Source organism: Streptococcus sp. 1449, from assembly GCF_013276805.1.
Classification (GTDB): domain Bacteria; phylum Bacillota; class Bacilli; order Lactobacillales; family Streptococcaceae; genus Streptococcus; species Streptococcus pseudopneumoniae.
On the sequence record NZ_VMLS01000007.1, the window covers coordinates 1 to 13,269 of the forward strand.

Sequence of the window (13,269 nt, forward strand, 5' to 3'; positions counted from 1 at the left end):
CCTTGTCTAAGTCTGCTTTGGCTGCTGCCTTAGCTGGGCCTGTTTCTGCTTCTTGCCTTTCCCTTTCTTTTTTCTTAACCTCCCATTCGCTTTGCTTCATAAATACATCTTCTTTAGGAACTTGTAAAACAGCTAACTCTTGATTGGAATCTCCAATTACTCTTACCTTAATATTTTCACCAATCGATTCCATATTTATTAATATACGTCTTGCGTCTGGATGTTTCTGAAAAATATCTAAGATACCAGGATCAGTTTCACTTTCGTCTCTATATACATTGTCACGTCCCGGACCAGTTTTAGTCGGATCTTTCACTCTACGTCTTACCGTTGTCACATCGGTAATCGGATCTGTATAGACTTCAAATACATTCTTAGTTTTAGTATTAGCATTTAACCAATTATTTTTAGCATACGGCCATTGCCCATAAAGATATTCCTTATCATTATACTTGTCATCCGGTACAGGGTGTTGATTAACACCATAAACATACCGCCCATTCAAGCTTGATGCCCGGTCTTCCCCGACACTCCTAGCTCTTCTAACGGGAGCATGCTGACCAGAGTTACTTGTCTCTTCAGCACTTCTATCACTTCCGCTAACGGCACTACTGTTGCTTCTATCTGACCCTTCAGAACTTTCCCCATTATTGCTTGATGGAGAAGCGTCCCTATCACTGCCAACAGGAGTACGCTGAACAGAATTACTTGTTTCATCAGCACTTCGCTCACTTCCATTCGAAGCTTCACTAGTTCCCCCCGCAGCTGAATCCGATTTAGGATCAGAACTCTCAAGAGACACCTCTGTAGCATTTACTGTAGTATCCGCCTGAACAACACTAGCTCGTGCTCCTAAAAACATCAATGCGGCAACCGCGACACTGGCGGCACCAAAGTGGTACTTACGAATGGAGTAACGGAAGACCTTTTCTCTGTTACACTTTCTAAAATCCATAACTCTTTCTCCTTTAAAGATATGATTGAAGAGAACATGTCATTTTCCTCTTCGATTGACAATAATATATAAATAGCAACTTACGACTATTTACCCCACTGTACCTCCTATGAAGAATATACAGTCTAGCAGCTATTATACCACCCCCCCCCCCGAATTTTGCAAGAAAAAACAGTTTATTTTTTCTGTTTTTGTAATCCGAATGTGATAATGTCTTTAGTAAATCGAACGTGAAAATGTCCCATTTGCTAGAATAGTCATATGAAAAGTATCCAGCTAAATATGAATGAAACGAAAAAATATCTTGTGATAAAAGCTATAATCCAAGGAAAGAAAACAAATAATCGAACCTGTGGCGAACTCAACCTTTCCGAAAGACAAATCAATCGTCTGCTACTAGCCTATCAACAGAAAGGAAAAGAAGTCTATTTCATCAGAAAGACGAAAGCATTCGTTATAAAAGCATTTGATGGTGACAGCTACCTCAATATCGCTGACAAAATCTATCATACAAAGGAGCTACTAGTTCATGAACTCTATTCGAAAAACTTTGAATCAGAACCAGAACAAAAAAAGAAAGACGCAAGTATATCCCTCCACAAACCCATCCGTGGAAACTCACATCTTTCAAACAATATCTTCAGAAAAATAAAAAGGATTATGAAGAGTTTACTAGTGAGGAGCTTCATTCTCCTCAGCTACAAGTATAATCTATTTCTCGCTAAATGGGAAGCTGTTCCTTAAAGGAAATCACTCTATCCCTTACATTTAGGAGAGAGAAAGTAAGGAGTCTAAGACAAGCATTTCATTTGATAAGAGGCTGGAGAGCCAAGTCTAAGACTAGCCTTGGTTTAGCTGACAAAATAGCTTCAAGGGTTCCTCGCATCAAATGAAATCAAAATAATTGCCCTCAATCTCACCATTTTTTTGGGACATCATCACTTTCGATTGGCAATTCTTCAGTGAAATGAGTTTGTCACAAGTCTCAAACCAGCTAAAAGTAGTTCATAAATAAATGCCAACTTCCTTTCTCTATCTGTAAGATACTCACCAGATTATATAGTCTAGGAAGTAAGAGTTATTTTTTATCCCTTTTTTGTAATAGGCGCACCTCTCACTACTAATTACTTACAATAATGCCCGTATGACTTTTACAGCGGTGCTAGTTCAGTTCCTTCATAATATCGATGTTAACTTTTAACACAGACACCCTATCTTCACCTAGAAATCCAAAGATTTTTGTTACTGTATGCTTGTCAATGATTTCTTCCAGTCTAGGCAAGCTAATACCTGTTGTCTTAGAAATACGGGGGAGTTGTAGTTTAGCACTTTCTGGACTGATTTCTGGATCCAATCCCGAAGCCGATGTTGTTACCAAATCAGCAGGGATATCTCTGATTGAAATAGTTGGGTTTTCTTTTATGAGAAGAGACAGTTCCTTTTGAACACGTACTTTTAGTTCAGGATTACTAGGAGCCAGATTTTGGGAACCAGAAATAATATCCCGCTTTTGTCCACTTGGGTCTCCCTCGCTAAGGTAAGTATTATACTGAATAGCAGATGGTCTACCATGCAGAAAAGCAGCTGACGAAAATTCTTGCCCAATTAAAGCCGATCCAATAAGCTTCCCATCCTGCTTAATTTGACTACCATTGGCTTGAACAGGAAAAATAAACTGCCCTAATCCGGTAATCAGCAAAGGGTAAAATAATCCACAAACCGCCCCAAATAAAAGACTTAGTCGGACAGAACGTCTGATATATATAAATATTTTTATCATGATTGTTATTCATTCCTTTCATGTTCAACCCAAGGAAAAGACACTAATTCTTTTAAACGTAAAGAAATGTAAATAAGTTTCAATCTTATTCCTTTGACTATTATATTATATTAAACTAATCTTATCAGGATAAACCCAATAGATACAATAATGGAGTAATACTCATATCAATGATTTTAATTCCAATAAACGGGATGAAGACTCCACCCAAACCATAAATCAGCATGTTATGAGCCAAAACTTTTTCTGACCTTTGAGGCTTATAAGAAACTCCTTTCATCGCAATCGGAATTAGAAGAGGAATAATAATGGCATTGAAAATCAGAGCCGATAAAATTGCGCTGGAAGACGTTGATAATGACATGATATTTAACGATTGCATTTGGGGGATACTGCGCATAAAAATAGCTGGAATAATGGCAAAGTATTTGGCAATATCATTAGCAATTGAAAAAGTGGTTAAAGCTCCTCGCGTCATTAATAATTGCTTTCCAATTTCAACGATATCCAGAATCTTGGTTGGATCGCTATCTAAATCTACCATATTAGCAGCTTCTTTAGCAGCACTTGTTCCAGAATTCATAGCAATACCGACATCTGCCTGAGCTAGTGCTGGTGCATCATTAGTCCCATCTCCTGTCATCGCAACAACTTTTCCTAAGCGTTGTTCTTTTTTAATAGCTTCAATTTTATCTTCTGGCTTGCATTCAGCGATAAAGCTATCAACACCTGCTTCTTGAGCTATGGTCGCAGCGGTAAGAGGATTATCACCGGTACACATAATAGTCTTAATTCCCATTGCCCGTAGGCGAGCAAAACGCTCAACTAAACCTGGTTTGATGGTATCCTTGAGAGCAATCACTCCCAAAATATTCTGCCCCTCCACTACTGCCAGTGGTGTTCCTCCAGCTGAAGCAATTCTTTCACTGATAGACCTCAAATCTTTCGGAATCACACCACCTTTACCTTTAATATAGCGACTTATAGCATCTGTGGCACCCTTACGTATCATTCCCCCATCAACAAAGTCTATCCCACTCATTCGTGTTTGAGCAGTAAAATCAATAAAGGTCATATCTTCAGAAATAGGAGGAATACTTGCCCCATATTCTTTAGCAAGCTTAACAATTGATTTTCCTTCCGGTGTATCATCCTGTAGAGAACTTAGCACAGCTGCTCTTATTAAAGACTCTTGACTAACACCATCTACAGGAACAAAATGAGCAGCCATACGATTTCCAAAGGTGATGGTTCCTGTTTTGTCCAAAATCATAGTATCCACATCACCACTAGACTCCACTGCTTTTCCTGACATAGCAATCACATTGAACCGTGTAACGCGATCCATACCTGCAATTCCAATTGCTGACAGCAGGCCTCCAATTGTTGTTGGAATTAAACATACGGTCAATGCCACAAGAGTAGTAACTGTAATCTTTATGTGCAAAGCGCTAGCAATCGGGTACAAACTTCCAATTACCATTAAGAATATAATTGTTAAGCTAACTAGCAAAGTATTCAAGGCAATTTCATTAGGGGTTTTTTGCCGAGAAGCACCCTCTACCAAGGAAATCATTTTGTCCAAGAAAGACTCTCCAGCACGTGAGGTCATTTTCAACTTAAGCCAGTCACTAGCAAGAGTTGTCCCTCCTGTTACAAAAGCAAAATCACCACCAGGTTCTTTGATCACCGGAGCTGACTCTCCTGTAATAGCTGATTCGTCTACAGAAGCAATTCCTTCAATAACTTCACCGTCACCAGGAATTAATTCTCCTACCTTAACCAGAACGATATCTCCTTTTTGCAAGCCTGTGGCCTCAATAGTTTCTTCAAGAAGGGTCTGACCATCATTGTCAAAATAGAGTCGTCTAGCTGTCATATTTTCTTGCGTCTTTTTTAAACTTTCAGCCTGTGCTTTTCCTCTTCCTTCCGCAATGGATTCAGCAAAATTAGAAAATAATAAAGTTAAAAATAAGATCACTGCTACTATGCCATTATACAATTGACTACTTTGGCTATCTTGTTGAGCATCAACGGGGATAATTGTTAAAAAGAAGGTCAGAACAAAACCAACTTCAACTACAAACATTACTGGATTTTTAATCATGTAACTAGGGCGAAGTTTTACGACCGCTCCTTTAAGGGAACTGAGTAGTATCTTTTGTGTCAGAAAGTAAGTTTTCTTTGAAATCATAATAAACCTCATTGAGTTAGAAATTCAGCTAAAGGTCCTAGTACAAGGACTGGTAAGAAAGTTAAGGCTGATATAATCAACACTATCACACCTAAAATAATGGCAAAAGTCCCCGTATCTGTTTTTAAAGAACCTAGGGAATCATTCACATGTTGCTTAGTCATTAACGAACCAGCAATCGATAGCTGAAGAATCAAAGTCACATAGCGTCCAAAAAACATAGCTAATCCTGTAGATATATTCCAGAATAAAGTATTGTCTTTTAGTCCTTCAAATCCCGATCCGTTGTTAGCAGAAGCTGAGGTAAATTGATAAATCACTTGTGATAAAGAATGAAATCCTGGATTGGTAACACTGTTAAATCCTGCTGGCAATGAGACAGCTACTGCTGAAAAACCTAGAATAATCATAGGGTGAACCATGATGGCTAAAGCAATTAAAGTCATTTCTTTACCTTCAATTTTTTTTCCTAAATAAACAGGTGCACGCCCAATCATTAATCCACAAATAAAAACAGTAAGAAGAACGTACAGCATCATATTCATTATTCCTACACCTTTACCGCCAAATATAACATTGAGCATCATGTTAATCATAGCTACTCCACCACTTAGAGGAGTCAAAGTATCGTGCATATTATTCACGGAACCCGTTGTAAAAGCCGTTGTTATTTCTGTAAACAGACCAGACATTGGAATACCGAACCTAACTTCTTTACCTTCCATACTTCCCATTGATTGATTCAAACCCAATTGATGCAAGACAGGATTTCCTTTACTTTCTGACCAAACAATAATGGATAAACCAACAAAAAATAAGAATAGCATAACAATCAGAAGCGGTCTTGCCTGTCCTCCTAGTTTAATAAACGTAGATTTAGTGGACTTATAAGAAACTTTCTGTACAGATTCAAAGGGATGATCTTCCTTTTTCCTAGATGAAACCATATGACCAAAAACAACTACCATAGAACCTGGTAACAACATCATAGATAGCATTTCAATAATATTTGTGATTACATTAGGGTTTTCAAAGGGAGTTGCTGAATTTGCTGCAAAAAAACCACCACCGTTGGTTCCCAAGTGTTTAATAATTTCAAGAGAAGCGACCGGTCCCATTATAAGACCTTGTAAATTGCCCTCCAAAGTAGTCGCATATAACTCTTTTGATAGTGTTTGGGGAACCCCCTGTGAAATAAGTAACAAAGAGCCTATTATTGAAAAAGGAAGCAACACTCGAGTAATCACCCGAACAAAGTCAACATAGAAATTCCCCATGTCTTGATACTTGCCTGATACACCTCTGATAAAAGCCATAGCAGCAGCATAGCCTGAAGCAGCTGAGGTAAACATCATAAAAGTAATGACAACCATCTGACTAAAAAAAGACAAATCCCTCTCACCAGCATAATTTTGTAAATTAGAATTGGTGATAAAAGATATGACTGTATTGAAACTCAGGCTTGATTCTAATGAACCAACACGGGTGGGGTTCAAAAAGAAAAAGGCCTGTGTTCTTAGGATTACATAAGCCACTAGAGCCATAACAGCATTAGTTAAAATAAGGGCTACAGCATACTCCTTCCAAGTCATTCCTTTTTTGTCCACATCAAGCAACTTATAAATCCACCTATCAATAGGATCCATAATGGGATCTGCAAAAGTTTTTTGCTGGCTAGCTATATGGTAAAGATACTTTCCAGTTGGTAATATAATAATACAAGCCAGTACTAAGACAAATATGATTTGTAACATCTCACATTCCTCCTAAAATCTCTCCGGGTGTAACAGAGCATAAAATAAATAACAGATTAATAAACCAAAAATTATTCCTAATACTATCATAGTACACTCTCCCTCTAATCACCTTTAAGGTGCTTATCACACCAAACAATAAAACCAATCATTAACAAAAAAATAAAAAATAAAACTAGAAACATTATGAAATCTACTAGCATTGTATCCTCCTTCAAGAATATAATCATTCTACCACGAAAAGTATAAAAATGATATAAAGATTACGGATATAAAATAAAGATTATATAAAGATTGTCTCCTAAAATAACCTAAGACAACCTATCCTAAGACTTGTTTCAAATAGCTGCCAAGAAATTACAAATCAGGTGAATAAAATTCTTTTTGGATTATTTGTCATCATAATTTTCAATCTTAATCATACGATAACCGATACCAATATGAGTTTGAACCATTTTAGAGTAACCCAATCCTAATTCGATTTTTTTTCGCAATGTATTAACAAAAACTCTCAAAGCAGAAAAATCTTCCTCATAATATCCCCAAATTTCCTTGACAATAAAACGATAAGTCAACACTCTATCAACATTCTCTGATAGAAGACAAAGCAACTTATACTCAATCGGGGTTAAGTGAATTTCTTGGTTATTAACAAATACACGATTAGATAAAAAATCAACATGTAGCCAGCCATTAGTAAAAGATGATTTTTCAGAATTACCGTCACTTTGTTGATTAATCTGCTTTGACCTCCTAAGACTAACTCTTAACCGAGCGAAAAGCTCATCAATGCTAAAGGGTTTCGTCAAATAATCATCTGCCCCAGCATCAAGTGCATCAATCTTGTCACTTTCTTCTCCACGTGCACTAACAACAATAACAGGTAGCTGTGAAAAGCTACGAATCTTGTCAATAATGTCTTTACCATCCATATCTGGCAAACCCAAATCCAATAATAATAAATCTGGAAATTGCGAAATGATCTGACGCAAAGCTTCCTCTCCAGTCCGAACTGATACATAATGATAACCTTCAACTTCCATTGCTAAGGATAAAAGTCTGTTAACGGAAGAGTCATCTTCACAAATTAAAATCTTAACATTTTCATTTTTCATGTAATACATTCACCTCCGCTAGTGGTAGTGTAAATCCAAAGATAACTCCTTTAGGAGTATTGTCATGGACGTAAATAGTCCCCCCATGTGCTGTAATAATACTCTTACATAAAGATAGTCCTATACCTAGGCCTCTTTTACCATCGGATGCCAAATTTTCTGATGTATAAAAAAGGTCAAAAATCTTTTCTTTTGCTTGATCGTTAATACCAGGACCATCGTCAGAAACCTCAACCACCAGGTTCTGATCCTTTCTATTACTCGTCAATGTAATTAAAGATCCTTCATGCGTATATTTAACTGCATTGTTAATGATATTAACCAGTACTTGCACAATCAAGGGAGCATCCATTTTAGCTATTAATAAATCATCTGATAAAATTAAAACAAAGTCATGATTCTTAATATGTTGATCCACATGTTTCAAAGCTTCTTCAATCAACTCATCGAAAACATTTATTCTTAATGAAAGAGTAGTATCATTATCCAATTTAGTAATTGACAATAAATTTTCAATCAGATTAATCAACCACATAGAGTCATCGTAAATATAGGCAGCTAATTCTATCATACGCTGTTTCTCCATGATTCCCCCCGTCTCCATCATTAATTTAGACTGACCTGATATGCTTGTAAGTGGAGTTCTCAAATCATGTGAGATTCCCCTTAACAAATCAACCCTTAACTGTTCTTTTTGTATTTTAAGTTCCATTTTTTGTTGTTCTTCGCGTAATGCTTCTTTTTCTAATGCCAAGGATGCCTCTCCTAAAACAGTTAGAATAACAGATTTTTCAAACAGGTCAATCATTGTTTTATCCTCTATTAAAATACCAATAATAGCAAAAACAGAATCTTTACCTCTGACAGATAAATACAGAAATTTAGCAGCAGACAAGGTGTTTGTTGTTGCTCCAGCTTGTTTATTATTATATAAAACCCACTCAACCACTCCTCGCTCATTGTACTGATAGTAATCAGCTAAGGTCCTCAAAGAATGACTGGTAGGGAAATATTTCGGCGTCTCCAAAGTACCACCTGTTACAGGATAAATCACCACATCACTATTCAATAATTTTTTGACTTGAATAGCTAGTTCTTCTAAAATAGAAGGAATAGAGTCTGCCTGAGATAATCCTCTATTTGTTTGTAGTAACAACTCTGTTAGATAAGATTTTTCAGTAGATAATCTTGCCTGCTCTTGAATCCTTTTTATGAGACTAGAAGTAATCAGACCAGTAATTAACATAATAGCAAAAGTCATAGGATAAGTAGGAGTAAAAGAAGTAAAAGTGTAGTAGGGAGCCACAAAAAAGTAATTAAAACAAAGAACTGATAAAATAGAAGAAATCACACTATAAAGTTTTCCTTTTGTCCAAACAGCATTTATTTGAACGCTTAATATATATATTATTATAACGTTGTTGGTACTGAGATTCCAGAAACGAAATAAAAGACCTGTTAAGGTTACTAGCAACAATACCACCAGTGTTTTAACCAAATCACTGAAAGAAAATTGCCATTTAGAAAACCAAGAAGGCAACGAGAGCTTACCAACCGAAGTCTCTTTTTTTCCTCTAGTATTATGGACTACAAACATATCCAAATCAGGAACATTCTTACTAAGAACTTCCACAATATTTTCTTTAGGCCAAATAGTTCTGGAGCCACTTTTTCCGACTACTAACTTAGAAACACGGCTCAATTTTGCGTAATCAGCAATCTGCTTGGTCACATTATTATAATCCATAACTGTCACCTTAGCTCCCAACCGCTCTGCCAATTCCAAGTTCTGATGTAACTCCTGATTAGTCAGTTCCCTATCTAAACTACCAATATACAGGGCTGTAAAGTCTGCATTAAGAGCACTTGCTAATCTTGAAGCAGCGCGAATGACATGTGAAGAGGAGGGAGAGGGTGACACACAGACCAAGACATGTTCCTTGGTCACAATACTATCTTTAACTTTTTTTCCTCGAAAAGCACTTCCATTAATCTGATCAGCTGCTTTGCGCAAAGCGATTTCTCTCAAAGATATTAACTTTTCTTCAGTAAAAAAGTGACGCTTGGCCAATTTAGCTTGCGATTTAGAATAAATTTTTCCTTTATCCAATCGTTCAAGTAAATCTGATGGGTCAATATCTACAAGTTCAATCTGATCAGCCTGATCAAAAATAGCATCTGGAATTATCTCATTAACTTGAATCCCTGTAATAGCTTCAATCACATCGTTTAAACTTTCAATATGTTGGACATTTACAGTAGTATAGACATCAATCCCTGCATAAAGCAGTTCCTTAATATCTTGGTACCTCTTTTTATTACGTGACTCAAAACAGTTAGTATGAGCCAATTCATCCACTAAAATAATGCGTGGTTGACGCCTTAAAGCAGTATCAATATCAAACTCATTTAAGGTGATACCTTTATATTTTATTGTTTTAGGAGATAATTGCTCAAGACCAATCAGTAAAGCCATAGTCTCAGGTCGATTATGAGGTTCAATGTAACCTACTACCACATCTACTCCAGCTTTTTGAGCTCGCTGCGCTTCTCTAAGCATAGCATAGGTTTTTCCAACTCCTGCAGCATAACCAAAATAAATTCTTAACGCCCCTGTTTTCATAACATCACCTTAGTTAACCCAACCTTTTGTAGTAAAATCATTTATCAGAAGTCATTATAACCTAATTTTATTTTTTTTACAATAGCCTTCCGGAGATTATATCATGGGACGAGTATGAGTTCACCAAGGGAAAGATGAGTTTCATTGCGCAAGATTTTAACAAGCTCAATATCATCACTGTTCTTGAGGGTAGAACACAAGCTGTCATTCGTAATCACTTTCTTAAGTATGATAGAGCCGTCCGATGTCGCGTCAAAATTATTACTATGGATATGTTTAGTCCTTACTATGACTTGGCTAAACAGCTTCGCTTTCGAATTTCTAGGCTCAGGCTGAAACAGTCTCCCAGACTGTTTCACTCCCTAATGCAAAAATTGTTCTTGATCGTTTTCACATTGTGCAACATCTAAGCCGTGCTATGAGTCGTGTCCGTGTCCAAATCATGAATCAATTGGATCGAAAGTCTCATGAATACAAGGCTATCAAGCTCTACTGGAAGCTCATCCAGCAAGATAGTCGTAAACTCAGCGATAAACGATTTTATCGCCCTACTTTTCGTATGCACTTGACCAATAAAAAAAATTCTAGATAGACTTTTGAGCTATTCAGAAGACTTGAAACACCACTATGATTTCTACCAGCTCTTGATTTTTCACTTTCAGAATAAGGAGCCTGACAGATTTTTCGGACTTATTGAAGACAATCTTAAGCAGGTTCATCCTCTTTTTCAGACTTTCTTTAAAACCTTCCTCAAAGATAAAGAGAAGATTGTCAACGCCCTTCAACTACACTATTCTAACGCCAAATTAGAAGCAACCAATAATCTCATCAAACTCATCAAACTCATCAAACGCAACGCCTTTGGTTTCCGGAACTTTGAAAACTTCAAAAAACGGATTTTTATCGCTCTGAACATCAAAAAAGAAAGGACGAAATGTGTCCTTTCTCGAGCTTAGCTGACTTCAACCCACTACAGTTGACAAAGAGCCAAAAATCCCCTGGCAAGTACCAGAGGATAAGAGCTTATTTCATTGTTGGGAAGAGCAATACATCACGGATAGTAGTTGTATCCGTGAGGAGCATGCAGAGACGGTCGATACCGATTCCCAAACCACCTGTTGGTGGCATACCATATTCAAGGGCTTCGATGTAGTCGTAGTCGATACCTGTCGCTTCATCGTCACCAAGTTCTTTAGCTTTAGCTTGGGCTTCAAAACGGCTAAGCTGATCGATTGGGTCGTTGAGCTCAGTAAAGGCATTACCGTACTCCTTAGTCATGATGAAGAGCTCGAAACGGTCAGTAAAGCGTTGGTCTTCAGGATTTTTCTTAGCCAGTGGAGATACAGCTACTGGATGTCCATAGACAAAGGTTGGTTGGATTAAAGTTTCTTCAACAAACTCTTCAAAAAAGGCATTGATGATGTGACCAACCTCAGTATAGTGTTTCTCAACAGGAACTTTTTTCTCAGCAGCGATAGCTTTAGCTTCTTCCAAAGTCATGTCTTGCCAGAAATCGACACCAGTAATTTCTTTGATAGCATCCACCATGTGAACACGTTTAAATGGTTCGTTGATTTTTATTTCAGTTCCTTGGTAGTTGACTGGACCGTCGCCCTTAACTGATTTAGCAGCATGTTGGATAATGCCTTCCGTCAAATCCATGATATCTTGGAAGTCAGCATAAGCTTGGTAGACTTCGATAGAAGTAAACTCAGGGTTGTGAGTAGCATCCATTCCTTCGTTACGGAAGATACGGCCAATTTCATAGACGCGTTCCATACCACCCACGATAAGGCGTTTCAAGTGAAGCTCAGTCGCGATACGAAGCACCATGTCAATGTTTTGGGCATTGTGGTGGGTGATAAATGGACGGGCAGAGGCACCACCAGCTTCGTTGTGAAGAACAGGTGTTTCCACTTCAAGGAAACCTTTTTGGTCAAGGTAACGACGAATTTCAGAGATGATTTTTGAACGAGTGACAAAGCGTTCAAAGCTTTCACGGTTAGAAATCAAGTCAAGGTAACGTTTACGGTAAATTGTTTCAACGTCTGTCAAACCATGGAATTTCTCAGGAAGAGGACGAAGGGCCTTAGACAAGTGTGTGATGTGAGTAGCCTTGATAGAGAGTTCTCCCATATCCGTACGCATCACTTCACCTTCGACACCAAGGAAGTCACCAAGGTCTGCTTTTTTGAAGATTTCGTAGTTTTCTTCACCGACAGCATCCTTACGAACGTAGATCTGGATTTGACCTTCGCGGTCTTGAAGGTGGGCAAAACCTACTTTACCTTTACCACGTTTGGTTACCAAGCGTCCTGCGATAGTAGCTGTTTCGTTTTTATCGTGTAATTGTTCTTTATCGAGGTCAGCAAATTTATCTTTTAATTCTTGTGAATTTGCAGTGCGTTCAAAGCGTTTTCCGAAAGGATCGATTCCTTGTTCACGGAGCGCAGCCATTTTTTCACGGCGAACGATCTGCTGGTCATTTAGTTCTTCCATATGTTCTGTTGACATGGGATCCTCCTAGATTTACTCAAAATTGAATACGATGAGTCATTTTTTGCGATACTCCCATTTTATCATAAATAAGCAAGAAATTCACGGATAATCTTTCAAAACTAAAAAGAACTTGACGCTAAGATTACTGAGCCAAATCACTGAAAAGACTGGGATAAGCAAGAAATTCCAAAATATCAGAAAAGGGATCTGACAATATTTATGGATTATACTTTAACCCTTGTAACTTTCATGACGTGTGCTACTTTTTATATGAGAGCAAGCCAAGCAAATCTAAAACTGAAACAATTGACGTAAAAAACATTAACAACTTGAATCTTGTCATTCATAC

At 37.5% G+C, this 13,269-nt stretch carries 8 protein-coding genes and 2 pseudogenes; 2 read left to right on the plus strand and 8 right to left on the minus strand.

Features of this window, described 5'->3' with window-relative positions:
* On the minus strand, positions 1-955 hold a 955-nt coding region (locus HT687_RS11715), incomplete at its 3' end, for a YSIRK-type signal peptide-containing protein (protein ID WP_240149881.1).
* 417 nt (positions 956-1,372) lie between these two features.
* Between HT687_RS11715 and HT687_RS11720 the strand changes: the two are divergent.
* A pseudogene (locus HT687_RS11720) lies at positions 1,373-1,665 on the plus strand (ISNCY family transposase); the annotation flags it as partial.
* A 452-nt stretch (positions 1,666-2,117) separates the two neighbouring features.
* Here the strand turns inward: HT687_RS11720 and kdpC are convergent.
* The 6 genes from kdpC to HT687_RS01785 all read right to left on the minus strand — a co-directional run bounded on the left by kdpC (position 2,118) and on the right by HT687_RS01785 (position 10,421).
* The gene (kdpC, locus tag HT687_RS01760) at positions 2,118-2,735 is read right to left on the minus strand and encodes a potassium-transporting ATPase subunit KdpC (protein ID WP_054388168.1); all 618 of its coding nucleotides are present in this window, start codon (positions 2,733-2,735) and stop codon (positions 2,118-2,120) included.
* A gap of 124 nt (positions 2,736-2,859) precedes the next feature.
* On the minus strand, positions 2,860-4,929 hold the full coding sequence (kdpB, locus tag HT687_RS01765; protein WP_172924054.1) for a potassium-transporting ATPase subunit KdpB: 2,070 nt from the start codon (positions 4,927-4,929) through the stop codon (positions 2,860-2,862).
* Positions 4,930-4,937: 8 nt separating this feature from the next.
* Positions 4,938-6,683, minus strand: a complete 1,746-nt coding sequence (locus HT687_RS01770; protein WP_050971642.1) for a potassium-transporting ATPase subunit KdpA — start codon at positions 6,681-6,683, stop codon at positions 4,938-4,940.
* Between the two features lie 12 nt (positions 6,684-6,695).
* Positions 6,696-6,773, minus strand: a complete 78-nt coding sequence (gene kdpF / locus HT687_RS01775; RefSeq protein WP_007285010.1) for a K(+)-transporting ATPase subunit F — start codon at positions 6,771-6,773, stop codon at positions 6,696-6,698.
* 299 nt (positions 6,774-7,072) lie between these two features.
* Complete coding sequence (locus tag HT687_RS01780; protein WP_000787304.1) at positions 7,073-7,798, minus strand: response regulator transcription factor; 726 nt, start codon at positions 7,796-7,798, stop codon at positions 7,073-7,075.
* Positions 7,788-10,421: a sensor histidine kinase KdpD gene (locus tag HT687_RS01785; RefSeq protein WP_023939958.1), complete on the minus strand. Its 2,634-nt coding sequence runs from the start codon at positions 10,419-10,421 to the stop codon at positions 7,788-7,790. Before HT687_RS01785 ends, HT687_RS01780 begins: the two co-directional genes overlap by 11 nt.
* 65 nt (positions 10,422-10,486) lie before the next feature.
* On the opposite strand from HT687_RS01785, the pseudogene HT687_RS01790 reads away from it, so the two are divergent.
* A pseudogene (locus tag HT687_RS01790) lies at positions 10,487-11,377 on the plus strand (transposase); the annotation flags it as partial.
* 67 nt (positions 11,378-11,444) lie between these two features.
* Here the strand turns inward: HT687_RS01790 and lysS are convergent.
* Positions 11,445-12,935, minus strand: a complete 1,491-nt coding sequence (gene lysS / locus HT687_RS01795; RefSeq protein WP_050207953.1) for a lysine--tRNA ligase — start codon at positions 12,933-12,935, stop codon at positions 11,445-11,447.
* Between the last annotated feature and the right edge of the window lie 334 nt (positions 12,936-13,269).

What these genes read in the sequence shown, in the direction of transcription:
- kdpC (WP_054388168.1), bottom strand. Translation starts at nt 2,735, where the DNA reads ATGATAAAAATATTTATATATATCAGACGTTCTGTCCGACTAAGTCTT.
- kdpB (WP_172924054.1), bottom strand. Translation starts at nt 4,929, where the DNA reads ATGATTTCAAAGAAAACTTACTTTCTGACACAAAAGATACTACTCAGT.
- HT687_RS01770 (WP_050971642.1), bottom strand. Translation starts at nt 6,683, where the DNA reads ATGTTACAAATCATATTTGTCTTAGTACTGGCTTGTATTATTATATTA.
- kdpF (WP_007285010.1), bottom strand. Translation starts at nt 6,773, where the DNA reads ATGATAGTATTAGGAATAATTTTTGGTTTATTAATCTGTTATTTATTT.
- HT687_RS01780 (WP_000787304.1), bottom strand. Translation starts at nt 7,798, where the DNA reads ATGAAAAATGAAAATGTTAAGATTTTAATTTGTGAAGATGACTCTTCC.
- HT687_RS01785 (WP_023939958.1), bottom strand. Translation starts at nt 10,421, where the DNA reads ATGAAAACAGGGGCGTTAAGAATTTATTTTGGTTATGCTGCAGGAGTT.
- lysS (WP_050207953.1), bottom strand. Translation starts at nt 12,935, where the DNA reads ATGTCAACAGAACATATGGAAGAACTAAATGACCAGCAGATCGTTCGC.